Source organism: Streptomyces fuscichromogenes (genome assembly GCF_014645815.1).
GTDB lineage: Bacteria > Actinomycetota > Actinomycetes > Streptomycetales > Streptomycetaceae > Streptomyces > Streptomyces fuscichromogenes.
In genome coordinates this window covers 39,483-63,279 of the sequence record NZ_BMML01000026.1, presented here as the reverse complement: position 1 = coordinate 63,279, position 23,797 = coordinate 39,483, and the positions used below count along the sequence as shown (strand labels likewise).

The window sequence follows — 23,797 nt, the reverse complement described above, 5'->3', positions numbered from 1 at the left end:
ATCAGCCCGCCCCGGCCCGCCAGCGCTGGCCGGTGCCGTCGTCGGCCGGGGCCAGGGAGAGCTCGTCGTCGCCGGCCGGGGTGAGGGTCGTGCCGAGGGCGATCTCCGGGCGGATCTCGCCGTCGGGGGTGACGGTGAAGCGGAGGTTGTCGCCGTGGTCGCCGTCCACCGAGGAGCAGCTCCAGATGCCGACGCCCTTGTCGACCGAACCCCGGCTGTCCAGGCAGAAGTCCGGGTCGGCGGCGGACTGCAGGACGCCCCGGTCCGGGTCGACCCGCCAGCGCTGGGTGGCCGAGGCGGTGCAGGCGGCCGTGACGACGTCGGTGCCGTCGTCGAAGTCGCCGTCCTGGACGTCCAGGCAGCGGGCGGTGGCGAGGTTCACGACCTGGGCGTAGGCCGTACCCGGGGGATCGGGGGCGGGGCTGGGCGAGGGGCTCGGGCTCGGGGAGCGGGTCGGGGCGCGCGAGGTGGCACCGGCACCGGGCGCGGTGGACACGGTGGACGGCGTGGGCGACACGGTCGTCGTCGCCGTCACGGTCACCTGCGGGCTCGGCGGCAACGGGGTCGCCGCGGCGGGGTCGGGGGTGTGCGTGCCCCGGTGGGCGAGAAGGAACAGCAGCAGCGGCACGAGGGCCACGCCCAGGGCCGTGGAGGTCAGGAGCAGGCGCCGGGACGGCGGACGGCGCTGCCGGGGCGGGGCCGGGTCGGCGGCGGAGGCGGAGGCGAGCGGGGTCTCGTGGCGTGCGTACGCCGTTCCGGCCCACGGCAGCAGGCCGTCCGCCAGGGTCTCGCGCGGAGCGTCCCGGAGCGCCGTGAGGTCCTCGAACGCGGCCGTGCAGTGCGGGCAGCGGGCCATGTGCGCGTGCAGGTCGGGGCTGTGGCGGGGGTTCTCCGGGCGGACCGACTCCTCGATCAGGCGACGGAAGTCCGCGCAGCGCGGGTCGTCGGAGGCGGCCAGCCGGCCGCGCAGACAGGCCTGGGCCAGGGATTGGAGGGCGGGCGGGGTGTCGTACCGGACGTCCTCCGGGGTCAGGCCGAGGTGGGTGGCGGTCCGCTCGGCGGGCTCCCGCTCCAGCACGCCGTACCAGATCAGACCCTGGGTGCGGGAGGGCAGCGACTGGAACGCCGGGAGCAGGGGCGGGGTCGGGACGCCGGAGGAGTTCAGGACCAGCAGGAGGGTGGGGTCCAGGGCGGCGGAGTGTTCGTCGCCGGACCAGTCGGCGGCCAGCCGGGCGGTGAGCAGGAGCAGGTGGTGGCGGAGCGGCACGACGGGCTCGGCGCCGTGGGCGATGTCGCGGGCAGCGGTGGTGAAGGTCTGCGCGGTGAGCCGGCGGGCCGCCGCGTCGCCCGCCGAGCAGAGGCGGGCGTAGGCGAGGACCGCCGGGTGGTGGCGGGCCCGGAGCTCCTGGAGGGCGGGGTAGGCGGTGGCGGTCGGGGTGCGCAGGAGCTCGGTCAGGCGAGCGTCCGAGGGCGGGTCGCCCTGGATGTCCTGGACCATCGTGCACCCCTTCCCGCGGGCCGTCCTTCCTGACGTACCGGCCAGTTTGGGGTGTGACGTGCGGTAGCGGGGGAGCTTTGGCCAAAGACGTGGCGGGCCGTGGCGGAGGGACCGCCGTCGCTCCGGCGGCGGGGCGGTCCGGCCGGGCCTATTCCTCCAGGGTCAGCGCCTTGCGCAGCTGTACGAGGGTCCGGGACAACAGGCGGGACACGTGCATCTGGGAGATCCCGAGTTCGTCGCCGATCTCCGACTGGGTCATGCCCGCGACGAAGCGGAGGGAGAGGATGGTGCGGTCCCTGGGCGGGAGTCCGGCGATGAGGGGCTTCAGGGACTCGATGTACTCGATGCCCTCCAGGCCGTGGTCCTCGTAGCCGATGCGGTCCGCCAGGGCGCCCTCGGACTCGTCCTCCTCGGGCTGTGCGTCCAGGGAGGAGGCGGTGTAGGCGTTGGAGGCCGTCATGCCCTCGACGACCTCCTCGGCGGAGAGGCCGAGGCGTTCCGCGAGTTCCGCGACGGTGGGGGCGCGGTCCAGCTTCTGGGCGAGTTCGTCGCCCGCCTTGGCGAGGTCCAGGCGGAGCTCCTGGAGGCGGCGCGGGACACGTACCGACCATGACGTGTCGCGGAAGAAACGCTTGATCTCACCGATGATCGTCGGCATCGCGAAGGTGGGGAACTCGACGCCGCGGGAGAGCTCGAAGCGGTCGATCGCCTTGATCAGGCCGATGGTGCCGACCTGGACGATGTCCTCCATCGGCTCGCTGCGGGAGCGGAAGCGGGAGGCCGCGAACTTCACCAGGGCGAGGTTCAGTTCGACCAGGGTGTTGCGGACGTACGAGTAGGCGTGGGTGCCTTCCTCCAGCGACTCCAGCCGCGCGAAGAGGGTCTTGGACAGGGCCCGCGCGTCCACCGCGTCGACCTCGTCGTACGGGGGGATCTCCGGGAGTCCGAGCTCGTCGAAGAATCCCTGGATGGCATCCAGTGGTTCCGGTGGGGGTGTCGACGTCGTCGTCGGGGCGTTCGAGGCGTCGAGCCGGGGTGACATGGTGTCCTCCGTCGTTCTCGGCAATCAGGCTGCCGAAGCCGTGCGTGCACTGCGGTGTGCGGCGCCTCCAAAGCCGGCCGTGGTCGGTTTTCGTGTCCCTACTAGCCCTACCCGCTCCGCCGAGCCACTCGCAAGTCCGTTCTATTAGCATATGTCCTGTTCCGAGAGGTTGTTCGGGTGTCGGGTTACGTGCAGAAGGCGTAATGTTCGAGGGCGTCGGCACGGCGTTCGGCGGACATCGGTGGGCATCGTCGGACAACGGTCGGACGGTGGCGGAAGCGGTCACGACCTCGGGAGAGAGACGGCAATGGACCACGGGACGGTCGGCAGCGCACAGTCGGGCCGGCTGCTGGTGGAGGTGCGGGAAGCGGGCTCCAGCGCCGTTGTGACTCCGGCGGGTGAGCTCGATCACCACACCGCGGACCTGCTGCGCGAGCCGCTCGACGATCTCCTCGACAAGGGGTTCGCCCGCCTTGTCGTCGACTGCTCACGCCTTGAGTTCTGTGACTCCACCGGGCTGAACGTGCTGCTCGGCGCCCGGCTCCGGGCCGAGGCCGCCGGAGGCGGGGTACACCTCGCCGGGATGCTGCCCGTCGTCGCCCGGGTCTTCGAGATCACGGGGGCCGACGCGGTCTTCACCGTCCACGACTCCGTCGAGGCCGCACTGGCCGACGACGACGGCACGGCCGGCGGCGAGGGCTGAGCCCCGGCCGGCGCCCGGAACCGGGGGGTGTTCCTGTGGATCGCTCGGGCAGGAGAGATCCTGGATCTGTCGGCGCCCGCCCCGGCCCCTGGCCGAGTCGATCGTGCCGACCGGCACGTACAGATTCCCGTACGGACCACGGCAACGCGATTTTTTCCATGTGAACCGGTGAAACGGTGAGGTGAAGCGCTGATGAGCACCACCCGGCCTTACCCGCCGGGCGACCGCGGCCCGGAGCCCAGCGGCGCTTCGGGGATGTCCGAGGGGGCGGCGCCCGACGGGCCGTCCGCCTCGACGGGGGGTCGTCAGGTCCGCAGGCTGCGCCTGCACGGCGAGAGCGGGGTGGTGCCGCTCGCCCGCGACTTCACCCGCCAGGCGCTGTACGCGTGGGGGTGGCTGCCGGCCGCGACCGCCGACCGCAGGGCCGCCGCCGAGGACGTACTGCTCGTCGTCTCCGAACTCGTCACGAACGCGTGCCTGCACGCGGAGGGGCCGGACGAGCTGTTCCTGGCCTGCGACAAGAAGGTGATCCGGGTGGAGGTGTCCGACCGGGGCGGCGGGCAGCCGGCGCCGCGGACGCCGCACCGGGCGGGACGGCCGGGCGGCCACGGCATGTTCATCGTCCAACGGCTCTGTCTGGACTGGGGGGTTGTGCGGACGGCGGGGGCGGCCGGCAAGACGGTGTGGGCGGAGTTGGGGGCGCCGGCGTAAGGGGGGCGTCGGCGTAAGGGGGCGCCGAGTTGTTTTCGGCTGACGGCCGGTGCGGGCTGGTCGCGCAGTTCCCCGCGCCCCTTACGGGGCGCTTCGGTATCCCCACAGTTCCGCCACGCCCTTTCTCTTCCCTCCTCATGGGCCCCGGCGTACCTTGACGGCCGAATCTGATACCTCGTCAGTAACGAATGGGGTGGACCGACCGTGTCGTCGTACCCGAAACGTACCGCCGTGCTCGCGTCCGCCGCCGCCCTGGCCGGGTCGGCGGTGCTGCTGACCGCCCCCGCGGCGCACGCCACCGTCGTGAACGTCAACTACCAGTGCAAGACGCCGATCGGCCCCAAGAGCGCCGTCTCCCCGATCGACATCAAGGGCGTCAAGAGCGGCAGCGGCTACAAGATCACGATGTCCTGGCAGAAGGGCGTCTCCTCCAGCCCCGTCGAACTCGGCAAGGGCGCGATGACCCCGAGCGCCACCGTCCAGCTCGGCGGCGCCGACAGCGGGACCGTCAAGGTCACCGGCGCCGCCAACCAGGCCGCGATCCCCGCCAACACCCCCATCAAGATCAACGACTTGAGCGGCACCTACACCCCGGAGAAGTCCGGCAAGGTGACGTTCACGGCGGGCACGCTGACCATCAAGGCGCTCGGTACGACGACCACCTGCACGCCCACCAACAGCCCCGGCCCGTCCCTGACCCTGGACGTGACCGCGGCGAGCGGTGGTTCGAGCGGTTCCGGCTCGTCCTCGTCCGGCAGCACCGGCACCGACTCCGGCGGCACCCTCCCCAAGACCGGACCCGAGGACTCGTTCGTCGCCCTCGGCACCCTGGGCGGCACCGTGCTGCTCGCGGGCGCGGCCGGCACGCTCTGGCTGACCCGGCGGAACCAGACCGCACGCCGCTGACCTTCCGGGACCTTCCGGGTCCGACCGCTGGGAGCCGCCCATGCCGTCCGTCGCGTCCGTCGCCCAGGTGCTGGGGCCGACCCTGCTGACCCTGCTCGCGACCGCACCCCGAGCCGCGGCCGCCGAGAGCTGGTCCCTCGCGCCCGCCGGCGGCCGCCCCGCCTGCTACGCCGAGGGCGCCCCCGGGGCGGTCCTCCAGGACATCGTGTCGGTGACGAACCCCGGCGGGCACCCGGTCACGGTCCGGCTGACCGGTACCGGGGTCCCCGTCACCTTCGCCGAGCCGACCGTCCGGGTCCCCGCCCGCACCCGCGCCGACGTGCCCTTCACCATCACGGTCCCGACCGGCGCGGCGCCCGGCGACCGCCCCGGCGAACTCGTCGCGAAGGCCACCGACGGCCGCACCGTCACCGCCCGCGTCCGGCTGCGCGTCGGTGGCCCCGCGCTCTTTGCGCTGACCGTCGAACACCTCGCCGTGCACGGTGACCGCATCACGTACGAGCTGGTCAACCGGGGTACGACGGTGCTCGTGCCGAAGCTCTCGGTGCGCGCCCAGGGGCTCTTCGGCCGGGTCCTGCTGGACCGGGGCCCGCGCGTTCTCCCGGTCCGCCTGGCCCCGGGCACCCGCACCGAACTCAGCGAGCCCTGGCCCGGCCACCCCGCGCTGGACGCGGCCGACGTCCGGCTGACGGCGACGGCCGCGGGCGGCGCCCACGGCACGGCGGACACCGAGGCACGGTTCGTGCCCCGGGCCGCGGTCCCGGGGGCCATGGGCGCGCTCGTCGCGGGGGCCGCCCTGACGGTCGTACGACTGCGCGGGCGGCGGGCCGAAAAGGCGGCCGAACCCCGTTCCATGGACGTCGAGCCGACAGGAGCAGCGAGGTGAGGGTGCGTGCGGTCCCGAGACCGGTCCCGGTGCTGGCGGCACTGACGGCGCTGGCGGCGGTGTTCTCGCTGCTCCTCGTGCCCATGGCGGCAGCCGCCGACGGCCCGGCCGTCAAGGTGTCCAAGTCCCAGGCCGGCACCGGGGACACGGTCACCGTCAGCGGCACCGGCTGGCGGCCGCACACCCTGCTGATGATGCTGATCTGCGGTCGGTCCAGCCCGTCCCGGGGAGTGATCGGCGGCACCAACTCCTGCGCCAACGCCGACGGACGGGCCGTCACCACCGACGCGAACGGCGGCTTCAGCAAGCAGCTCCCGGTCGCCGAACCGCCGGCTCCCTGCCCCTGTGTGGTGCACGTGGCCACCGTGACCGGCGCCGGTGCCGCCGCGGACGCCGCCTTCGAGGTCGCCGGACACCCCGTCGAGGCGCTGCCCGCAGAGTCCACCGGCGGTCGCCTGTCGATGCTCACCGACATCCGCCTCGACGGCTCCTCGGGCCTGCTGACCTGGTTCGGCGCGCCCCCGTCCCGCACCCTCGTCTTCACCATCGGCAACGCGGGCACCTCCACCCTCAAGGACCCCGTCTTCCAGGTCGGCACCGCACACGGCGTGTTCGCGCCCCAGTGGGACGAGCAGCAGTGGCACGGCACCCTCGCGCCCGGCAGGAAGGCCCAGGTCGAACTGCCCGTCGAACTCTCCGCCGGGGCGCACGGCGACTACACCGTCTCCCTCAGGTACGACGGCAGGTCGCTCGCCCAGGAGCCCTGGGGCGTCGGCCGCCCCTGGGGCGTGACCGTCTTCTGGATCCTGCTCTGCGTGGTCGTCCCGGCCGCGGTCTTCCGCATCGGCATGGCCGTGGTGGACCGGGTACGGCCGCCCCGCGCCGGCGGCATCCGGCACCGGGGGGTACCCCGCCCGGTCCTGCGCGTGCCGCACCTGCGCACGCCGGAGCCCGCGCCCGCGCCCGCGACGACCTCCACCCCCTCGACCCTGCCGTGGTTCACCCCGGACTCGGATCCGGGCGCGACGGCCGGCCGGCTCTCCGCACCGCACGACGACAGTTCCACGAGTCCCACGACTCCGACGACGAAAGGACCCACGTGATCATGCGAAGGAGAGTGACACCGGTACCGGCCAGAGCGGGCGCGGCGGCGGCCGCCCTGGTCCTCGCCGGGGCGGGCGCCCTGCTCGGCGCGACCGCGGGGACCGCCCAGGCGGCCGAGGTGTCCTACGCCACCCACTGCGTACCGCCCGCGGCGGTCGCCGACCCGGTCGACGGCACCACCAAGGTCGAGATCACCGCGCCCGCCGCCGCGAAGGTCGGCGACACCGTCGACATCACCTGGAAGTTCGTGCAGGCCGCGTCCAAGAACCCGGACATCATCGTCATCGAGAAGAACAAGGTCCAGCCGTCCGGCACGCTCAAGGCGGCCGGTGCCCAGACCGCCGACATCGCCATGCAGGGGCCGCGCGAGAACCCGGAGATCCCCAAGGGCGGCGCCATGGTGCTGTCCGACATGACCGGCAAGCTGAAACTGACGTCGCCCGGCGAGGTGACGCTCACGCCGGACGCGTACACGGTCAACGCGTACTCGACGGACACCGTGTGCACGCCGACGCAGACGGTGCCGAAGGCGGCGACCATCGAGGTCACCGGAACCGGTTCGAGCGACTCGGCGAGCCCGTCGGACAGCACCTCGGCCTCGGCCTCGGCGTCCCCCTCCGACTCGGCCTCGGCGTCGGCGTCGGCCTCCGCGTCCACGTCGGCGTCCGCGTCGGCCTCCGCGTCCGCCTCCGACGGCACGGGCAGCGACCAGACCGACTTCACGGGCAAGGAGGTCAAGATCCCCTACGCCTGCAAGACGCCCCTCGGCGACAAGAGCGCGACCTCGCCGGTGCAGATCAACGCCAAGAAGGACGGCGGCAGCTTCGACCTCACCGTGAAGTTCAACGGGTCGGTGATGGACAGCCCGGCCCCCATCCCGGCGGACTCGGTGAAGCCGTCGATGGAGGTCGTCCTGGGCGGCGCCGACAAGGGCACGGTCCATGTGGAGGGCCCGACCAACTCCTCGGCCATCAACACCGGCGACCCGATCACGATCCCCGACCTGACGGGTACGTACAAGCCGGGGGCGAGCGGCGAGTCGACCCTGTCGCCGGGCGTCCTGACGGTCAAGGCCCTCGGCACGACCACGACCTGCACACCGACGAAGACGGCGGTCTCCCTGACCCTGGACACGACGCAACAGGCGAGCGGCGCGTCGGGTTCGTCGAGCAGCAGTAGCAGCACCAGCGGTGGCCTGGCCGAGACGGGCGACAACAGCCATGGCGCGCTGAAGGCGCTCGGACTGGTGGCGGGAACGGCGATCCTGTTGGGTGGCGCCGTGTTCACCTTCATGCCTCGAAAGGGGACACGGTGATCCCCTGCCTTTGCCTTTAGGGGCGCGGGGAACTGCGCGATCAACCCCCACGCACCGTCAGTCGAAAACGCACGAGGGCCACCGGGATCCGAGAATCCCGGTGGCCCTGCGTCGAAGACGTCAGTGCACGTCGCCCATGAGCTCCCGCACCTTCTTCCGGTACACCCACACGGCCACACCGGCGAGCACCGCGAGCACCGCCTGGAACGTCACGATCCCCGTCTTGTTCAGGTCGACACCCGCGATGGAGAGCAGACCGGTCGTCGCGTCGCCCGCGGTGACCGCCAGGAACCACACGCCCATCATCTGGGACGCGTACTTCGCCGGAGCCATCTTGGTGGTGACCGACAGACCCACCGGGGACAGCATCAGCTCACCCACGGTCTGCACGAAGTAGATCCCGACCAGCCACATCGCCGCGGCCTTGTGACCGCCGTCCGCGATCGACAGCGGCGCGAGGAACAGGAAGAACGACGCACCGATCAGCACCAGGCCACCGGCGAACTTCACGGCCGTGCTCGGCTCCTTGCCGCGCCGCGCCATCGCCAGCCACGCCCAGGCGAACACCGGCGCGAACGCCATGATCATGACCGGGTTGACGGACTGGTACCAGGAGACCGGGAAGTTCCAGCCGAAGATCGTGTTCTTCGCGGACGCGTCGGCGAACAGGGAGACGGTCGAGCCGCCCTGGTCGTAGATCATCCAGAAGACCGCGGCGGCCACGAAGAACCAGATGTAGGCGCTCATCTTGGACTGCTCGGCGCGGTCCAGGTCCCTGTCCCGCTTGATGCGCGCGATGACGACGACCGGGATCAGCAGACCGGCGATCGTGATCGGGACCAGCAGCCAGTTCAGCGTGTAGACGCCGGAGACACCGACGACGAGGTAGAAGACCGCGGCGACGGCGGCCCAGAAGCCGGCCTTCGTCAGCGTCGCCTTCTTCTCCGCGGCGGACAGCGGCGTGGGGACGATGTCCGAGCGCGAGCTCAGGTGGCGGGTGCCGAGCAGGAACTGGGCCAGGCCCAGCGCCATGCCGACCGCGGCCAGCGCGAAGCCGAGGTGCCAGTTGTAGTTCTCGCCGACCGTGCCGATGACCAGCGGGGCGGCGAACGCGCCCAGGTTGATGCCGATGTAGAAGAGCGTGAAGCCACCGTCACGGCGCGGGTCGTCCGGGCCGTCGTACAGGTGGCCGACCATCGTGGAGATGTTGGCCTTCAGCAGACCTGAACCTATGGCGACCAGGCCGAGGCCGGCGAAGAAGGTGCCGGAGCTGGGCAGCGCCAGCGTCAGGTGACCGAGCATGATGACCGTGCCCGCGACGGCGACCGTCTTGCGGGGGCCGAGGACACGGTCGGCGAACCAGCCGCCCGGCAGGGCGAGCAGGTACACGAGCGACAGGTACACGGAGTAGATCGCCGTCGCCGTGGCCGCGGTCATGTGCAGGCCGCCGGGAGCGACCAGGTACAGCGGGAGCAGGGCCTTCATGCCGTAGTAGGAGAACCGCTCCCACATCTCGGTCATGAAGAGAGTGGCCAGTCCGCGGGGGTGGCCGAAGAAGGTCTTCTCGGAACCGGGGGTGCCCGGTCGGACCGAGTCCTTCGTCAGGCTGGACGCCATGGTCGTTCCTTGCTGGTCGGAGCGCGCGGTGGGGCTCTGCGCACCCGTGGGGGGAGCGGCCGGCACCGGCAGGGTCCGCCGGTATCCACGCCCCGTGACGCTGTGTCGCGTCCGGAGCCCGGCCAGAGGTCATTCCTTTCGGGGCTGGCCGGGCCAACCCGCACACAAAAGAGACCTTCAGCGTCTATATGCCCGCCAAAGGTCACTGGGTGTACTACAGGCGTTCACATCACTGTACGTCAGGACACTGCCGGATATGGAAGGACTTGAGACACGGATCACAGGTGTCGATGGAACCTCGCACCCGGTTTCGAAGGTCCTTCCTACGATCGCACCTTTCGCCCGTAGGTTCGTACCGCTGTGCCCCAAGGTAAGAATCCCTGGTGCCGATCACACTCCAGTACTGCGCGTAATCGGACTACCATCACCCCATGACCCGTGTACTGCTCGCCGAGGACGACGCGTCCATCTCGGAGCCGCTGGCCCGCGCACTGCGCCGGGAAGGTTACGAGGTCGAGGTGCGCGAGGACGGACCCACCGCGCTCGACGCCGGAATGCAGGGCGGCGTCGATCTGGTCGTGCTGGACCTCGGGCTGCCCGGTATGGACGGCCTGGAGGTGGCGCGCCGGCTGCGTGCCGAGGGCCACACCGTGCCGATCCTCATCCTGACCGCGCGGGCCGACGAGGTGGACACCGTCGTCGGTCTCGACGCGGGTGCCGACGACTACGTCACCAAGCCGTTCCGCCTCGCCGAACTGCTGGCCCGGGTACGGGCGCTGCTCCGCCGCGGTGCCGCGGAGCCCGCGCAGCCGCCGGCCACCCACGGGGTGCGGATCGACGTGGAGTCGCACCGGGCGTGGATGGGTGACGAGGAACTCCAGCTCACCGCGAAGGAGTTCGACCTGCTGCGGGTGCTGGTGCGGGACGCGGGGCGGGTCGTCACGCGGGACCAGCTGATGCGGGAGGTCTGGGACACGACGTGGTGGTCGTCGACCAAGACGCTCGACATGCACATCTCGTGGCTGCGCAAGAAGCTCGGCGACGACGCGGCGAACCCCCGGTACATCGCCACCGTGCGTGGTGTCGGGTTCCGTTTCGAGAAGAGCTAGTCGGCTCCGCGCGTCGCGCCGTGGTGGCTCGGGCAGGTGTGCGGCCTGCTGTCGTGTGTGGCTGGTCGCGCCCACGCGGCGGAGCCGCACATGTTCAGGGCCCCGCGCCCCCGCAGGGGCGCTGAAGTCGCCGTTTCCCGGAGAGTGCCGTGCGCCGTCGTCTGATCCAGTCCACCCTCGCCGTCGTACTCGTCGTGATCGCCGTCTTCGGCGTCTCTCTCGTCATCGTCGAGTCGCGCACCATCAGCAACAGCGCCCAGGAGCGCGTCGACTCCGAAGCCCTTCGGCTCGCCAGCATCGTCGACAGCCGCATCCTCGAGAACGAGGACATCACCGCCGAGATACTGCGCAGCCAGGTCGGCAAGGAGCAGTACGCCGTCATCCGGATCCCCCGGAAGCCGCCGATCGAGCTGGGTGTGAAGCCCGAGGGCGATGTCATCCACTACACGGCCGACGGCGAGGAGGGCGAGACGGTCACCGTGCAGGAGCCGCGGTCGACCGTGACCCGGGAGGTCGGCCGTACGCTCCTGATCATCGGGGCGGTCGCGCTGCTCGCCGTGATCGCCGCCGTGCTGCTCGCCATCCGGCAGGCCAACCGGCTCGCCTCCCCGCTCACCGATCTCGCGGAGACCGCCGAGCGGCTGGGATCCGGTGACCCGCGGCCCCGGCACAAGCGGTACGGGGTTCCGGAGCTGGACCGGGTCGCGGACGTGCTGGACTCGTCCGCCGAGCGGATCGGGCGGATGCTCACCGCCGAGCGGCGGCTGGCCGCCGACGCCTCCCACCAGCTGCGCACCCCCCTGACCGCGCTGTCCATGCGCCTTGAGGAGATCACCCTCACCGACGACCCGGACATCGTGAAGGAGGAGGCGAACGTGGCGCTCACGCAGGTGGAGCGGCTCACGGACGTCGTCGAGCGGCTGCTGACGAACTCCCGGGACCCGCGCACCGGCTCGGCCGTCTCCTTCGACCTGGACGAGGTCATCCAGCAGCAGCTCGCCGAGTGGCGGCCCGCCTACCGCAGCTCCGGCCGGGCGATCGTCAGCTCCGGCAAACGGCACCTGCGGGCGGTGGGCACGCCGGGCGCGGTGGCCCAGGTACTGGCCGCGCTGATCGAGAACTCGCTGATGCACGGGGGCGGCACGGTCGCCCTGCGGACCCGGGTGACCGGCAACCAGGCGGTGGTCGAGGTGACCGACGAGGGCGCCGGAGTCCCGGCCGACCTCGGCAACCGGATCTTCGAGCGGACCATCAGCGGCCGTAACTCCACCGGGATCGGGCTGGCCGTCGCGCGTGACCTCGCCGAGGCCGACGGCGGCCGTCTGGAGCTGCTCCAGGCCCAGCCCCCGGTGTTCGGCCTGTTCCTGTCCCGTACCCCGCCCGCGCACAAGCCGGACGCCGACCAGCCGATGGTCAGGTGACGAAGCCCCGGCGGACCCGCCCGCCGGACCCGCCTAGCGGACCCGCTGCCTGGGCTTCTCGGTGTCGGCGGCCCGCTCCAGGATCGCCTCCGCGTCCGCGACCGTCTCGCGGGCCGGCAGCGTCTTGAAGACCCAGGTGCGGTACGACCAGAAGCGGAACAGCGTCGCCACGCCGATGCCGACGAACTTGAATACGTTGCTCTGCAGCGGGCTGTCCCAGCCGAAGCCGTAGGTGGCGAGATACAGCAGACCGTTCTCGATCACCAGGCCGACCGCGCTGAACAGCAGGAACAGGGTGAGTTCCTTGGTGCGGCCGCTCTTCTCGCGGTCCCGGTACGTCCAGTAGCGGAAGCCGAGGTAATTGAAGATGATGGCGACGACGGTCGCTATGACGCTGGCCCGCACCACCGGCAGGTCCGTGACATGCCGGACCACGTTGAACACGCCGAGATTGACGAGAATGCCGGCCCCGCCGACCGCGCCGAATTTGGCGACCTCGCGTACGAGCCGTTGCAGCCCCGAGGAACCACGTTCCATGGTTGTGCGGGCTCCTGTCCGTAGGTATTGCGACCCAGCCACTCTAACGACCCAGTATGTCCTGCGCCTGTGGATGGCGACACAGGTCGGGAACGGCTTGGAAAGAGCACCGGAAAAGCGGGGCAAGAGACGGCGAAGCGGCCGGTAAGAGGCCTGGTCGAGGGCGCGGAATCAGGCCACCCTGGCGCGGCCGATACCCTAGGGGCGTGACGTTCCCGGTAGTCGGCATGGTCGGCGGGGGTCAGCTCGCGCGTATGACGCACGAGGCGGGCATCCCGCTGGGCATCAGGTTCAAGCTCCTCAGTGACACTCCGCAGGATTCCGCGGCCCAGGTGGTGAGCGATGTCGTCGTCGGCGACTACCGCGACCTGGAGACGCTGCGTGCCTTCGCGCGCGGCTGCGACGTGATCACCTTCGACCACGAGCACGTGCCCACCGAGCACCTGCGGGCCCTGGAGGCGGACGGCATCCCCGTGCGACCCGGCCCCGACGCGCTGGTGCACGCCCAGGACAAGGGCGTGATGCGGGCCAGGCTCGACGCGATCGGCATCCCGTGCCCGCGCCACCGCATCGTGGCCGACCCGGAGGATGTCGTCCGCTTCGCCGCCGAGGGCGACGGCTTCCCCGTCGTCCTGAAGACCGTGCGCGGCGGCTACGACGGCAAGGGCGTGTGGGTCGTCGAGACCGCGGAGGAGGCCGCCGACCCCTTCCGGGCCGGCGTGCCCGTCCTCGCCGAGGAGAAGGTCGACTACGTCCGCGAGCTCGCGGCCAACGTCGTGCGCTCCCCGCACGGCCAGGCCGTCGCCTACCCGGTGGTCGAGTCCCGGCAGGTCAACGGCGTCTGTGACACCGTCATCGCGCCCGCCCCCGACCTGGACGAGTCCCTCGCCCTGCGGGCCGAGGAGATGGCCCTGCGGATCGCCAAGGAACTGGGCGTGGTCGGCCACCTGGCCGTCGAGCTGTTCCAGACCCGCGACGGCCGCGTCCTCGTCAACGAGCTGGCGATGCGTCCGCACAACTCCGGCCACTGGAGCCAGGACGGCGCGATCACCAGCCAGTTCGCCAACCACGTCCGCGCGGTCCTCGACCTGCCCCTGGGCGACCCGCGCCCGCGGGCGAAGTGGACGGTCATGGTCAACGTCCTGGGCGGTGACTACCCGGACATGTACTCCGCGTACCTGCACTGCATGGCCCGCGACCCCAAACTGAAGATCCACATGTACGGCAAGGACGTGAAGCCCGGCCGTAAGGTCGGCCACGTCAACACCTACGGCGACGACCTGGACGACGTTCTCGACCGCGCACGTCACGCTGCCGGCTACCTGAGAGGCACGATCACCGAATGAGCCCCGTTGTTGGCATCGTCATGGGTTCGGACTCCGACTGGCCCGTGATGGAGGCCGCCGCCAAGGCCCTCGACGAGTTCGAGATCGCGTACGAGGTCGACGTCGTCTCCGCGCACCGCATGCCGCGCGAGATGGTGACGTACGGCGAGCAGGCCGCCGAGCGCGGTCTGAAGGTGATCATCGCGGGCGCGGGCGGCGCCGCCCACCTGCCCGGCATGCTCGCCTCCGTGACCCCCCTCCCGGTCATCGGCGTGCCCGTCCCGCTGAAGTACCTGGACGGCATGGACTCCCTGCTCTCCATCGTGCAGATGCCGGCCGGTGTCCCGGTCGCCGCGGTCTCGGTCGCCGGTGCCCGCAACGCGGGCCTGCTGGCCGCGCGGATCCTCGCCACCCACGACGAGGACCTGCTCGGCCGGATGCGCGACTTCCAGCAGGACCTCAACGACCAGGCCACCGAGAAGGGCAAGCGGCTGCGGGCCAAGGTCGAGGGCGGCTCGAACGGCTTCGGCTTCGGCAAGTAGGACTCCGGGAAGTAACAGGCAATGACGTCCCTCGATGAAGCCCGGTCCCTGCTGCGCGAGTTCCCGGTCGTCGACGGCCACAACGACCTGCCGTACGCACTGCGCGAGCAGGTCCGCTACGACCTCGACGCCCTTGACATCGCCGCCCACCAGAACGCGCGTCTGCACACCGACATCCCGCGGCTGCGCGAGGGCGGGGTCGGCGCGCAGTACTGGTCGGTGTACGTCCGCTCGGACCTGCCGGGCGCGGTCCCGGCGACCCTCGAACAGATCGACTGCGTACGGCAGCTGATCGCCCGTTACCCGGCCGACCTGCGGGCCGCCCTGACCGCCTCCGACATGGAGGCGGCGCGCGCCGAGGGCCGTATCGCCTCCCTGATGGGTGCGGAGGGCGGCCACTCCATCGACAACTCGCTGGGCACCCTGCGCGGTCTGTACGAGCTGGGCGTGCGCTACATGACGCTCACCCACAACGACAACAACGACTGGGCGGACTCGGCGACGGACCAGCCGAACGTGGGCGGTCTGTCGGCCTTCGGCCGCGAGGTCGTGCGGGAGATGAACCGCCTGGGCATGCTGGTGGACCTGTCCCATGTGGCGGCGACGACCATGCGCGCCGCCCTCGACACCAGCACCGCCCCGGTGATCTTCTCCCACTCCTCCGCGCGGGCCGTCTGCGACCATCCCCGCAACGTCCCGGACGACGTCCTCGAACGCCTCTCCGGCAACGGCGGCATGGCCATGGTGACGTTCGTACCGAAGTTCGTGCTCCAGGCGGCGGTCGACTGGACGGCGGCGGCCGACGAGAACATGCGCGCCCACGGCCTCCACCACCTCGACACCACCGAGGAGGCGATGAAGGTCCACCGGGCCTTCGAGGAGACCACCCCGCGGCCGGTCGCCACCGTCTCCACCGTCGCCGACCACCTCGACCACATGCGCGAGGTGGCCGGCATCGACCATGTCGGCATCGGCGGCGACTACGACGGCACGGCCTTCACCCCCGACGGCCTGAACGACGTCTCCGGCTACCCCAACCTCGTCGCCGAACTGCTGGACCGCGGCTGGTCCCGCCCCGACCTGGCCAAGCTCACCTGGCAGAACGCGGTCCGGGTGCTGGGCGCGGCGGAGGACGTGGCCCGGGACCTCCGGGAGACGCGGGGTCCGTCGAACGCGACGATCGAGTCCCTCGACGGCTGACCGCACGGCTCGAAGCGACCTTGGCCGATGTGCGTCCCCGCGGCGCCATCGGCCACGCCGGGAGAGCGGCAGTCTGTTGAACGTCCGCCGTCATGGGTAAACCTCCCACGAAGTCCAAGGCGAGGTGCATCTCCGCGGAGGAGGGGGGAACGGCGTTGGCCGGAGACCTTGGTGCAGTCGTCTGGTGGAAAAGCAGCCACAGCGGGAACGACGACGACAACTGCTGCGAGATCGCTGTGTCGTCCGGGCGGGTGCGGGTGCGTGATTCCAAACATCCGGAGGCGGCCAGGCTCTCGTTCGCCCCTGCCGCCTGGCTGTCGGCGCTGCCCATGTTCTTGACCCCGTACGGTGCCGGGCAGGACCATGGGTGACCCGCATCCAGCCGGACGGACGATGAACGGTCAGAGTGGACGGTCGACGACCAGGGAGCCCGGTGTCCTCGGGTACTGCCTGGTGACCGGTGTGTTCGCCTCCGCCGCGGGGGCGGGCGCGTCCCTGCTGGGCGGGAACCTGTGGGTACGCCTGGCGACCTGGGTGACCGTGCTGGTCGCGGTGACCGTCGGTGCGGGCTGGTGGTGGGTGAGGTCACCGGTCAGGGCCCGTCGATGGACGGTCGGTCTTCTGGTGCCTTCGGCAACGCGGGACGCACCGACTCGAAAAGCCTGATGAAGCTCCGGACCAACACCGGGCCGCTGCCGACGCTGCCGACCCAGCAGACCTCCGGTGACACGCCCATCCTGATGCCGGCGTAGGCCACCAGGGCGGAGGACGCCGAGAAGAACAGCAGCATCGCGGCGACCGCGCGCAGGACGCGTAGAACGTCGTCCACGTGGGTGCTGCGGCGCCGGATGTCGCTGTCGGTCACCGCTGTGTTCAGCAGGAGGAAGCGGGCACAGGCGTCCCGGCTCTCGAGCGCCGCGCGGCCGAGGACCGTGCTCCTCGGCCGCCGAGCGGGCCCGGGGCCCGGGACAGCGGCAGGACGCGAGGGGTCCCCCGGCGTACCGTCGGCGTTCGGCTCGGGGCCGCGTCGCCTGTGCCTGCTGTTGTCCGTCCTCATGACTCCCCCCGGGCCCCCTGGCACGCCGTGTAGGTCAGGCGGGCTGCAACTGTTCGATCAGTTCGTCGAGCATCGTCAGGGTGTCCTCCCTGCCGAGGGACTTGCTTCGAAGATCCTCGAAGCACTCCTGGTAACGGGCGACCACCGCACGGTCGTCGCGCACCGTGTCCACACCCCCCGGACCGGCCTTGTAGAGCACGTCCTCGTCATCCTTGAAACCCAGGAGGAAGAAACTGCCGTCCAGGCTGTCGTGCGCGCCCGCCGTGAAGGGCAGCACCCGCAGGACGGCCTTGTTCTCCGTGATGAGCTCCTTCAGGAACCCGAGCTGGCGGCGCATGACGGCGGGCCCTCCCAGCTGACGGCGTACCGCCGCCTCGTCAAGGATCATTTCCAGTTCGGGGCCGCCCTCCTGGAAGGCCCGGTCCTGCCGTGCCATGCGGAGGTCCAGACGGCGCTGGATGCTGGCCGGACTCCGCCCGCCCTCGAAGATGGCGGTGATGTAGTCCGCGGTCTGAAGGTGTCCGGGAATCAGACTCGGGTGGTATCCCCGGATGTTGGTCGCCGCGCTCTCGTACCCCAGGTACTGGGCGAACGGTGGACTGATGACGTCGTTGTACTCGGTCCACCACGACTGGCCCTTGCTGCCGCGGGCGGCCTCCTCCAGTTCGGCGACGACGTTCTGGTCTTCGACCCCGTACTCCCGGAGCAGCGCGCGAAGATCCGTGACGGACAGGCTGACGGTGCCCGCCTCGATACGGATGAGCTTCGACAGCGACCACTCCAGCGCCTCCGCGGCCTCCCGCTGGGTCAGCCCGCGTTTGTCGCGGGCCGCCTTCAGGGCGAGGCGTAGCTTGCGGCGGTTCAGGCTCGGGTCGACGGCCGTGGGCATGATGCTCCTCTTCTGCGTGACGGTCGATGGCGGAAGACGCGAGTCCTCCACATCGACCATCGCCATCGGCGAGGCGGCGTTACGGTGTTGCTCAATTGCAGCCGTCCGCTGGCCATGGGCGTCAAGCCGGGCGCGCATCGATACCGTCATTCGGGTGACTACCCGAATGACATGTCTCTAATCGCCATAGTCCGGAGTGAGCCGCAGATATTTCCATGTTCGAGGGATAGGGGAGAAGGAATTGCTGAGAGATGGGGGATTTCGCTGAAGTTCTTCGGGGTGGGCGGGTGTTCTGTGAGTGCCGGACACGCGGACGGTCACTCGTGAGGTGACGGGCGGCAGCCGTACCCCGAACGCCCCGTCCACCAGGAACCCCCAGGCCAGGCGTGCGACGGTGAGCTACAGCCGCATTTCGACGTAGCTCGCGACGACGTACGGAGCCGCCATGGCCGACCTCCAGGACCACATCCCCACGACGACCGAGGTCGGCGAGGACGGCGGTTTTCTGGACGCCCCGCTCCCGGTGGCGTCCGGCGCCGAGTTCCTGGCGCGGGCCCGTGCCCTGCTGGCCCTGCATCCGGTCGCGGACGGGTACAGCGGGCTGCCCCGGGCGCTCGTGCCGTTGCCCTGGTACGACCTGGAGCTGGGAGAGGCGGCCGTGGACACGGATGTGCCCCGGCTGCGCGAGGGGCATGTGGGCGCGCTGTTCTGGTCGCTGGACCTGCCGGCGGCGGAGCGCGGCGACCGGGCCGTGGGAGCCACGCTGGAACAACTGGACCTGGCACGCCGGGTGGTGGAGGCACACCCGGAAGGGCTCCGGCTGGTGCGCACCGCCGGGCAGGTCATCGACGCCCGCAACTGCGGCCGGGTGGCCGTGGTGCTCGGCCCGGCCTCCGTCAGCGCCCTCGGCGACTCCCTCGGCATCCTGCGCGTGCTGCAGTCCCTGGGCCTGCGCGTGCTCAGCCTGGCCGGTGCCGCCTGGGCCGGGCATGAGGGGCTGACCCGGTTCGGCGAGGAGGTGGTCCGCGAGATGAACCGGCTCGGAGTGCTGGCCGACCTGTCCGGCGCCCCGGAGGCTGTGCTCGCCCGGGTGATCGCCCTTTCCAAGACGCCGGTCCTGTGCACCCGCTCCGCCGCCGCGGCCGTACGCCCCCACCCCGCCAACCTCTCCGACACGCTGCTCGTGCGGCTCGGCGAGCAGAGAGGCCTGTGCATGGTGCCGCTGAGCGCCGAGCAGAGCGGGCCGACCGTCTCCGACGTCGCCGACCACCTCGACCACGTCCGTATCGTCGCCGGCCCCGAGTGCGTCGCCCTGTCCGGTACCTATGACTCCGGCGTCGCCCACCCCCGCGACCTCGCCGACACCTCCTGCTACCCCCACCTGATCGCCGAACTGCTCCGGCGCGACTGGTCCGAGACCGAGCTGTCCATGCTGACTTGGGGAAACGTCCAGCGGGTCCTGCGCAGCGCCGACTTCACCGCCCGCGCGACCCAGCGCCGCCGCGAGCCGAACCCGCCTCGGCCGGCCGACACCGAGCCCTGACCGGCCGGGGCGGGTCCGGCCGGCGCTCGATCGGCCGGGACGTGACCGGCCGGGGCCCGATCAGTCGATCCGGCACAGGCAGAACGGGTGGCCGGCCGGGTCGGTGTAGACCCGGAAGTCCTCGGCGACCGGGTCCTTCTCCCGTCGCAGCAGCCGGGCCCCCAGCGCCAGCACCTTCTTCTCCGCCACGTCGACGTCCTCCCACGTCGGCCCCGCGTCGAAGTCCAGATGGAACTGCTGGGAGTTGTGGTCGGCCCGCGGCCACTCCGGCGGCGTGTACCCCTGCGCCAGCTGGAAGCCCAGCCGCAGCCCGTCCGGCAGCCTCAGCACGACCCAGTCGTCCTCCTCGGCCACCAGGGTGCCCCCGGCGACGGCCGCGTAGAAGGCGGCCAGGGCATGCGGGTCGGGACAGTCGATCACCACGTTGCGCAGACGGGCGACGGACGCCATGAGCGGTCCTCCTTGTCTCAGCCTTGTCTCAGCAGGCGCAGAGACAGAAAGGGTGCCCCGCCGGGTCGGCGTACACACGGAAGGAACGCGACCGGTCCGCCGCGTCCAGCGGCTTCGCGCCCAGCTCCAGCACGCCCTTCTCGGCCGTGTCCAGGTCGTCCACCACCAGGTCCAGGTGGAACTGCTGCGAGTCGTCCGGCGCGGGCCACTTCGGCGCCACGAACCCGGGCGCCTTCTGGAACGCCAGCGCCTGCCCGCCGGGCACCGCCAGGTCCACCCAGTCGCCGTCCCCGTCCCCCTCGACACTGCCGCCCAGCACCCCGGCGTAGAAACCGGCGAGCGCGGACGGGTCGGGACAGTCCAGGACGACGACACCGAGCTTGGCGAGAGCCATGACTTCCTCCTCTTACCTCTTAGGCGGAGTTACCCTTTGAACGGGTCAACCAGTAACTTCGGTTACCGCATGCTCCCGCACAGGGAGTAACGCCGCAACCGGATTCCGGGAGGTAACTTGCAGGGATGAGTGAGAGATCGCCCGCGCCGGGCGGCCTGGCCCTGGTCGAGGCCCTGGTGAACACGCTGGACGTGGAGTCGGGCGCCGACGCGCTCGACACGGCGGACGGCAGGGCACGCCTCGGCGTCACGGAGGCCGAACTCCCACCGGCCCGCGTCCTGCGCGAGTCCCTGCGCGCCGCCCTTCTCGCACACGCCGGGTACCCCGCGCACCGCGAGGTCACCCCACTGGGCGAACTGCTCGCGCGCGCCCCCCTGTACGCCGCCGTCGACCCTGCCGACGGCTCGGCACGCCTCCTGCCGGGCGACGAGGACGCGCTGGTCTCCCGGGTGGCGGCGGCCGTCGCCACCGCCGCGATCGAGGGCACCTGGACCCGCCTCAAGGCCTGCGAGGCCGACACCTGCCACTGGGCGTACTACGACCGCAGCCCGGCCGGCCGCGGCCGCTGGTGCTCGATGCAGGTGTGCGGGGCGCGGGCGAAGATGCGCCGCTACCGGGCCAAGGACCGGTAAGGCACAGCCGGTTCACCGCTCACAGCCGTGCCGCGTGGTGCAGAATGCAACAAGACACCGGTTCGGCCGACTGAGCCTCGGCCGAACCGGTGTCACCTGTTGATCTCGGACAGATGCGGTGCCATGCAGTTCCCCGCACCGGAGCGTCCCTTCAGGGGCGCGGGGAACTGCGCGACAAACCCCCACCGGCCCGCAGTTTCAGGCGGTGGGACGCCCCATGGCGCGATACGTCCACCCCGCCCGCCGCCAGATCTCGGGATCCAGAGCGTTACGTCCGTCGAGCAGCACCCGAGCCGCGGCCACCTCTCCCAGCGCCGCCGCATCCAGCTCCCTGAACTCCCGCCACTCGGTCAGGTGCAGCACCACATCAGCCCCCCGCACACACTCCTCGGCGCTGTCGGCGTAGCCAAGCGTCGGAAACAGCCGCCGCGCGTTCGCCATCCCCTTCGGGTCGTACACCGTCACCTGGCCGCCCTGGAGATGGATCTGCCCGGCGACGTTCAGCGCCGGCGAGTCCCGCACGTCGTCCGAGTCCGGCTTGAAGGTCGCGCCGAGCACCGCGACCCGCTTCCCGAGGAAGGACCCGCCGCCGAGCGCGTCCCGGGCCATCTCGACCATCTGCCCGCGGCGCCGCATGTTGATGGAGTCGATCTCGCGCAGGAAGGTCAGCGCCTGGTCGGCGCCCAGTTCGCCCGCGCGGGCCATGAACGCCCGGATGTCCTTCGGTAGACAGCCGCCGCCGAACCCGATGCCGGCACGCAGGAACTTCTTCCCGATCCGGTCGTCGTACCCGATCGCCTCGGCCAGCTTGACCACGTCACCGCCCGCGGCCTCGCAGACCTCGGCCATGGCGTTGATGAAGGAGATCTTGGTCGCCAGGAAGGAGTTCGCGGCCGTCTTCACCAGCTCGGCGGTCGGGAAGTCGGTCACCACGAACGGCGTGCCCTCGCCGAGCGGCGTCGCGTACACCTCGCGCAGCAGTTTCTCGGCGCGCTCGCTGCGCACGCCGACCACGACCCGGTCCGGGTGCAGCGTGTCCTGGACGGCGAAGCCCTCGCGCAGGAACTCCGGGTTCCAGGCCAGCTCGGCATCGGCCCCGGCCGGCGCGTGCTCGGCGAGGTAGGCGGCCAGCCGGTCCGCCGAACCGACCGGCACCGTCGACTTGCCGACGACGAGGGCGGGCCCGGTCAGATGCGGGGCCAGCGACGCGATCGCGGAGTCGACGTACGACATGTCGCAGGCGTACTCGCCGTGCTTCTGCGGGGTGTTCACACAGACGAAGTGGATGTCACCGAAGGCGCCGGCCTCGGCCCAGTCGGTGGTGAAGCGCAGCCGCCCGGAGGAGCCCTCGAAGCCGGTCACGTGCCGGCGCAGCAACTCGTCGAGCCCCGGCTCGTACATCGGGGTCTCGCCGCGCTCCAGCATCGCGATCTTCTCGGGCACGACGTCCAGCCCGAGCACCTCGAAGCCCAGCTCGGCCATGGCCGCTGCATGGGTGGCGCCGAGATAGCCGGTGCCGATCACGGTGATCTTGAGGCTCATGAATGCTCCAGCTCGGGGACGTCGGTGCGGGCTGCGGCCCGAGCATAACCGGGCCGTGTTCCGGGCAACTTTCCCGCTGTCGCCAAGCTCACGTGACCTATCCGTGGGCCACGTTCTAAACTTTGAGTTACTTAACAGTAATTAGTGTCAGCACCACTGCGTCTGGAGTGAGAGACCTTGGCCGGATCGGCTGACTTCGACCTGTACCGCCCGTCCGAGGAGCACGACATGCTCCGTGACGTCGTCCGTGCGCTGGTCGAGGCGAAGATCGCCCCGTACGCCGCCGCGGTCGACGAGGAGGCCCGCTTCCCGCGGGAGGCGCTGGACGCGCTGGTCGCGAACGACCTGCACGCGGTGCACGTCCCCGAGGAGTACGGCGGGGCCGGTGCCGACGCGCTCGCCACCGTCATCGTGATCGAGGAGGTCGCTCGCGCCTGCGTCTCCTCCTCCCTGATCCCGGCCGTGAACAAGCTGGGCTCGCTCCCGGTGATCCTCTCCGGCGGCGAGGAGCTGAAGAAGAAGTACCTGACCCCGCTCGCCAAGGGCGACGCGATGTTCTCGTACTGCCTCTCCGAGCCGGAGGCCGGCTCGGACGCGGCCGGCATGAAGACGAAGGCGGTCCGCGACGGCGACCACTACGTCCTCAACGGCGTGAAGCGCTGGATCACCAACGCGGGCGTCTCCGACTACTACACGGTCATGGCCGTCACGGACCCGTCGCAGCGCTCGAAGGGCATCTCCGCCTTCGTCGTCGAGAAGGCCGACGAGGGCGTCTCCTTCGGCGCCCCGGAGAAGAAGCTCGGCATCAAGGGCTCCCCGACCCGCGAGGTCTACTTCGACAACGTCCGCATCCCCGCCGACCGCATGATCGGCGACGAGGGCACCGGCTTCGCCACCGCGATGAAGACGCTGGACCACACCCGGATCACCATCGCCGCCCAGGCCCTCGGGGTCGCCCAGGGCGCCCTCGACTACGCCAAGGGCTATGTCCAGGAGCGCAAGCAGTTCGGCAAGCCGATCGCCGACTTCCAGGGCATCCAGTTCATGCTCGCCGACATGGCCATGAAGATCGCCGCCGCCCGCGCCCTCACCTACCAGGCCGCGGCCGCCTCCGAGCGCGGCGACGCCGACCTCACCTTCCAGGGCGCGGCGGCGAAGTGCTTCGCCTCCGACGTCGCCATGGAGGTCACCACCGACGCCGTCCAGCTTCTCGGCGGCTACGGCTACACCCGCGACTACCCCGTCGAGCGCATGATGCGCGACGCCAAGATCACCCAGATCTACGAGGGCACCAACCAGGTCCAGCGCATCGTCATGGCCCGCAACCTGCCGTAACGGCACCCGCATTCGGCGGAGAGGCGCCCCTCGGGGCGC

The 23,797-nt window shown here is 71.0% G+C and carries 24 protein-coding genes; 15 read left to right on the top strand and 9 right to left on the bottom strand.

Going from position 1 to position 23,797, the window contains the following annotated elements; all coding sequences use genetic code 11:
• Position 1: 1 nt before the first annotated feature.
• Complete coding sequence (locus IEZ11_RS40150; RefSeq protein WP_189267980.1) at positions 2 to 1,498, bottom strand: RICIN domain-containing protein; 1,497 nt, start codon at positions 1,496 to 1,498, stop codon at positions 2 to 4.
• Positions 1,499 to 1,646: 148 nt separating this feature from the next.
• Complete coding sequence (locus tag IEZ11_RS40145) at positions 1,647 to 2,540, bottom strand: RNA polymerase sigma factor SigF (RefSeq protein WP_189267979.1); 894 nt, start codon at positions 2,538 to 2,540, stop codon at positions 1,647 to 1,649.
• A gap of 307 nt (positions 2,541 to 2,847) precedes the next feature.
• Here IEZ11_RS40145 and IEZ11_RS40140 point away from each other — a divergent pair, with 307 nt between their 5' ends.
• The 6 genes from IEZ11_RS40140 (at position 2,848) to IEZ11_RS40115 (ending at position 8,165) form a co-directional block, all read left to right on the top strand.
• Positions 2,848 to 3,243: an STAS domain-containing protein gene (locus tag IEZ11_RS40140; RefSeq protein WP_189267978.1), complete on the top strand. Its 396-nt coding sequence runs from the start codon at positions 2,848 to 2,850 to the stop codon at positions 3,241 to 3,243.
• 192 nt (positions 3,244 to 3,435) lie between these two features.
• A complete protein-coding gene (locus tag IEZ11_RS40135; protein ID WP_189267977.1) occupies positions 3,436 to 3,954 on the top strand; it encodes an ATP-binding protein in 519 nt (172 codons plus the stop codon).
• A 231-nt stretch (positions 3,955 to 4,185) separates the two neighbouring features.
• Complete coding sequence (locus IEZ11_RS40130; RefSeq protein WP_229713656.1) at positions 4,186 to 4,860, top strand: LPXTG cell wall anchor domain-containing protein; 675 nt, start codon at positions 4,186 to 4,188, stop codon at positions 4,858 to 4,860.
• A gap of 40 nt (positions 4,861 to 4,900) precedes the next feature.
• Positions 4,901 to 5,746, top strand: coding sequence for a COG1470 family protein (locus tag IEZ11_RS40125; protein WP_189267975.1), 846 nt, complete (start codon positions 4,901 to 4,903; stop codon positions 5,744 to 5,746).
• Positions 5,747 to 5,829: 83 nt separating this feature from the next.
• Positions 5,830 to 6,849: a neocarzinostatin apoprotein domain-containing protein gene (locus IEZ11_RS40120; RefSeq protein WP_189268056.1), complete on the top strand. Its 1,020-nt coding sequence runs from the start codon at positions 5,830 to 5,832 to the stop codon at positions 6,847 to 6,849.
• Positions 6,850 to 6,851: 2 nt separating this feature from the next.
• Positions 6,852 to 8,165 carry a hypothetical protein gene (locus IEZ11_RS40115; protein WP_189267974.1) on the top strand — a complete coding sequence of 438 codons (1,314 nt, stop codon included), beginning with the start codon at positions 6,852 to 6,854 and terminating at the stop codon, positions 8,163 to 8,165.
• A 120-nt stretch (positions 8,166 to 8,285) separates the two neighbouring features.
• Here IEZ11_RS40115 and IEZ11_RS40110 read toward each other — a convergent pair whose 3' ends face one another.
• Positions 8,286 to 9,782: an oligopeptide:H+ symporter gene (locus IEZ11_RS40110; RefSeq protein ID WP_189267973.1), complete on the bottom strand. Its 1,497-nt coding sequence runs from the start codon at positions 9,780 to 9,782 to the stop codon at positions 8,286 to 8,288.
• Positions 9,783 to 10,213: 431 nt separating this feature from the next.
• On the opposite strand from IEZ11_RS40110, the gene IEZ11_RS40105 reads away from it, so the two are divergent.
• Both IEZ11_RS40105 and IEZ11_RS40100 read left to right on the top strand, forming a co-directional pair.
• Positions 10,214 to 10,891 (top strand): response regulator transcription factor, encoded by a 678-nt coding sequence (locus IEZ11_RS40105; protein WP_058928367.1) that lies wholly within the window; start codon positions 10,214 to 10,216, stop codon positions 10,889 to 10,891.
• A 149-nt stretch (positions 10,892 to 11,040) separates the two neighbouring features.
• Entirely contained in the window at positions 11,041 to 12,312 is a 1,272-nt protein-coding gene (locus IEZ11_RS40100; RefSeq protein WP_189267972.1) for a sensor histidine kinase, read from the top strand.
• A gap of 33 nt (positions 12,313 to 12,345) precedes the next feature.
• On the opposite strand, the gene IEZ11_RS40095 is transcribed toward IEZ11_RS40100, so the two are convergent.
• Complete coding sequence (locus IEZ11_RS40095) at positions 12,346 to 12,849, bottom strand: GtrA family protein (protein WP_189267971.1); 504 nt, start codon at positions 12,847 to 12,849, stop codon at positions 12,346 to 12,348.
• A gap of 206 nt (positions 12,850 to 13,055) precedes the next feature.
• Here IEZ11_RS40095 and IEZ11_RS40090 point away from each other — a divergent pair, with 206 nt between their 5' ends.
• The 4 genes from IEZ11_RS40090 (at position 13,056) to IEZ11_RS40075 (ending at position 16,287) form a co-directional block, all read left to right on the top strand.
• Positions 13,056 to 14,195, top strand: coding sequence for a 5-(carboxyamino)imidazole ribonucleotide synthase (locus tag IEZ11_RS40090; protein WP_189267970.1), 1,140 nt, complete (start codon positions 13,056 to 13,058; stop codon positions 14,193 to 14,195).
• Positions 14,192 to 14,716 carry a 5-(carboxyamino)imidazole ribonucleotide mutase gene (gene purE, locus IEZ11_RS40085; protein ID WP_189267969.1) on the top strand — a complete coding sequence of 175 codons (525 nt, stop codon included), beginning with the start codon at positions 14,192 to 14,194 and terminating at the stop codon, positions 14,714 to 14,716. The genes IEZ11_RS40090 and purE overlap by 4 nt, the downstream gene beginning before the upstream one ends.
• Positions 14,717 to 14,737: 21 nt before the next feature.
• The gene (locus tag IEZ11_RS40080; protein WP_189267968.1) at positions 14,738 to 15,916 is read left to right on the top strand and encodes a dipeptidase; all 1,179 of its coding nucleotides are present in this window, start codon (positions 14,738 to 14,740) and stop codon (positions 15,914 to 15,916) included.
• A 92-nt stretch (positions 15,917 to 16,008) separates the two neighbouring features.
• Positions 16,009 to 16,287: a DUF397 domain-containing protein gene (locus tag IEZ11_RS40075; RefSeq protein WP_189267967.1), complete on the top strand. Its 279-nt coding sequence runs from the start codon at positions 16,009 to 16,011 to the stop codon at positions 16,285 to 16,287.
• 221 nt (positions 16,288 to 16,508) lie between these two features.
• Here IEZ11_RS40075 and IEZ11_RS40070 read toward each other — a convergent pair whose 3' ends face one another.
• Together IEZ11_RS40070 and IEZ11_RS40065 are read right to left on the bottom strand one after the other, a co-directional pair.
• A complete protein-coding gene (locus tag IEZ11_RS40070) occupies positions 16,509 to 16,781 on the bottom strand; it encodes a hypothetical protein (RefSeq protein ID WP_189267966.1) in 273 nt (90 codons plus the stop codon).
• 226 nt (positions 16,782 to 17,007) lie between these two features.
• Positions 17,008 to 17,862, bottom strand: coding sequence for a helix-turn-helix domain-containing protein (locus IEZ11_RS40065; protein WP_189267965.1), 855 nt, complete (start codon positions 17,860 to 17,862; stop codon positions 17,008 to 17,010).
• 445 nt (positions 17,863 to 18,307) lie between these two features.
• Here IEZ11_RS40065 and IEZ11_RS40060 point away from each other — a divergent pair, with 445 nt between their 5' ends.
• Entirely contained in the window at positions 18,308 to 19,405 is a 1,098-nt protein-coding gene (locus IEZ11_RS40060; RefSeq protein ID WP_189267964.1) for a dipeptidase, read from the top strand.
• A 60-nt stretch (positions 19,406 to 19,465) separates the two neighbouring features.
• Here the strand turns inward: IEZ11_RS40060 and IEZ11_RS40055 are convergent, their stop codons facing one another.
• A complete protein-coding gene (locus IEZ11_RS40055) occupies positions 19,466 to 19,855 on the bottom strand; it encodes a VOC family protein (protein WP_189267963.1) in 390 nt (129 codons plus the stop codon).
• Between the two features lie 28 nt (positions 19,856 to 19,883).
• Positions 19,884 to 20,249: a VOC family protein gene (locus IEZ11_RS40050; RefSeq protein WP_189267962.1), complete on the bottom strand. Its 366-nt coding sequence runs from the start codon at positions 20,247 to 20,249 to the stop codon at positions 19,884 to 19,886.
• A 125-nt stretch (positions 20,250 to 20,374) separates the two neighbouring features.
• Here IEZ11_RS40050 and IEZ11_RS40045 point away from each other — a divergent pair, with 125 nt between their 5' ends.
• The gene (locus IEZ11_RS40045; protein ID WP_189267961.1) at positions 20,375 to 20,881 is read left to right on the top strand and encodes a CGNR zinc finger domain-containing protein; all 507 of its coding nucleotides are present in this window, start codon (positions 20,375 to 20,377) and stop codon (positions 20,879 to 20,881) included.
• Between the two features lie 198 nt (positions 20,882 to 21,079).
• Here the strand turns inward: IEZ11_RS40045 and IEZ11_RS40040 are convergent, their stop codons facing one another.
• Positions 21,080 to 22,423 carry a UDP-glucose dehydrogenase family protein gene (locus IEZ11_RS40040; protein WP_189267960.1) on the bottom strand — a complete coding sequence of 448 codons (1,344 nt, stop codon included), beginning with the start codon at positions 22,421 to 22,423 and terminating at the stop codon, positions 21,080 to 21,082.
• 177 nt (positions 22,424 to 22,600) lie between these two features.
• On the opposite strand from IEZ11_RS40040, the gene IEZ11_RS40035 reads away from it, so the two are divergent.
• Positions 22,601 to 23,758 carry an acyl-CoA dehydrogenase gene (locus IEZ11_RS40035; RefSeq protein ID WP_268239953.1) on the top strand — a complete coding sequence of 386 codons (1,158 nt, stop codon included), beginning with the start codon at positions 22,601 to 22,603 and terminating at the stop codon, positions 23,756 to 23,758.
• Positions 23,759 to 23,797 lie beyond the last annotated feature (39 nt).

What these genes read in the sequence shown, in the direction of transcription:
- IEZ11_RS40150 (WP_189267980.1), bottom strand. Translation starts at nt 1,498, where the DNA reads ATGGTCCAGGACATCCAGGGCGACCCGCCCTCGGACGCTCGCCTGACC.
- IEZ11_RS40145 (WP_189267979.1), bottom strand. Translation starts at nt 2,540, where the DNA reads ATGTCACCCCGGCTCGACGCCTCGAACGCCCCGACGACGACGTCGACA.
- IEZ11_RS40140 (WP_189267978.1), top strand. Translation starts at nt 2,848, where the DNA reads ATGGACCACGGGACGGTCGGCAGCGCACAGTCGGGCCGGCTGCTGGTG.
- IEZ11_RS40135 (WP_189267977.1), top strand. Translation starts at nt 3,436, where the DNA reads ATGAGCACCACCCGGCCTTACCCGCCGGGCGACCGCGGCCCGGAGCCC.
- IEZ11_RS40125 (WP_189267975.1), top strand. Translation starts at nt 4,901, where the DNA reads ATGCCGTCCGTCGCGTCCGTCGCCCAGGTGCTGGGGCCGACCCTGCTG.
- IEZ11_RS40120 (WP_189268056.1), top strand. Translation starts at nt 5,830, where the DNA reads ATGGCGGCAGCCGCCGACGGCCCGGCCGTCAAGGTGTCCAAGTCCCAG.
- IEZ11_RS40115 (WP_189267974.1), top strand. Translation starts at nt 6,852, where the DNA reads ATGCGAAGGAGAGTGACACCGGTACCGGCCAGAGCGGGCGCGGCGGCG.
- IEZ11_RS40110 (WP_189267973.1), bottom strand. Translation starts at nt 9,782, where the DNA reads ATGGCGTCCAGCCTGACGAAGGACTCGGTCCGACCGGGCACCCCCGGT.
- IEZ11_RS40105 (WP_058928367.1), top strand. Translation starts at nt 10,214, where the DNA reads ATGACCCGTGTACTGCTCGCCGAGGACGACGCGTCCATCTCGGAGCCG.
- IEZ11_RS40095 (WP_189267971.1), bottom strand. Translation starts at nt 12,849, where the DNA reads ATGGAACGTGGTTCCTCGGGGCTGCAACGGCTCGTACGCGAGGTCGCC.
- purE (WP_189267969.1), top strand. Translation starts at nt 14,192, where the DNA reads ATGAGCCCCGTTGTTGGCATCGTCATGGGTTCGGACTCCGACTGGCCC.
- IEZ11_RS40080 (WP_189267968.1), top strand. Translation starts at nt 14,738, where the DNA reads ATGACGTCCCTCGATGAAGCCCGGTCCCTGCTGCGCGAGTTCCCGGTC.
- IEZ11_RS40075 (WP_189267967.1), top strand. Translation starts at nt 16,009, where the DNA reads ATGGGTAAACCTCCCACGAAGTCCAAGGCGAGGTGCATCTCCGCGGAG.
- IEZ11_RS40065 (WP_189267965.1), bottom strand. Translation starts at nt 17,862, where the DNA reads ATGCCCACGGCCGTCGACCCGAGCCTGAACCGCCGCAAGCTACGCCTC.
- IEZ11_RS40060 (WP_189267964.1), top strand. Translation starts at nt 18,308, where the DNA reads ATGGCCGACCTCCAGGACCACATCCCCACGACGACCGAGGTCGGCGAG.
- IEZ11_RS40055 (WP_189267963.1), bottom strand. Translation starts at nt 19,855, where the DNA reads ATGGCGTCCGTCGCCCGTCTGCGCAACGTGGTGATCGACTGTCCCGAC.
- IEZ11_RS40050 (WP_189267962.1), bottom strand. Translation starts at nt 20,249, where the DNA reads ATGGCTCTCGCCAAGCTCGGTGTCGTCGTCCTGGACTGTCCCGACCCG.
- IEZ11_RS40045 (WP_189267961.1), top strand. Translation starts at nt 20,375, where the DNA reads ATGAGTGAGAGATCGCCCGCGCCGGGCGGCCTGGCCCTGGTCGAGGCC.
- IEZ11_RS40040 (WP_189267960.1), bottom strand. Translation starts at nt 22,423, where the DNA reads ATGAGCCTCAAGATCACCGTGATCGGCACCGGCTATCTCGGCGCCACC.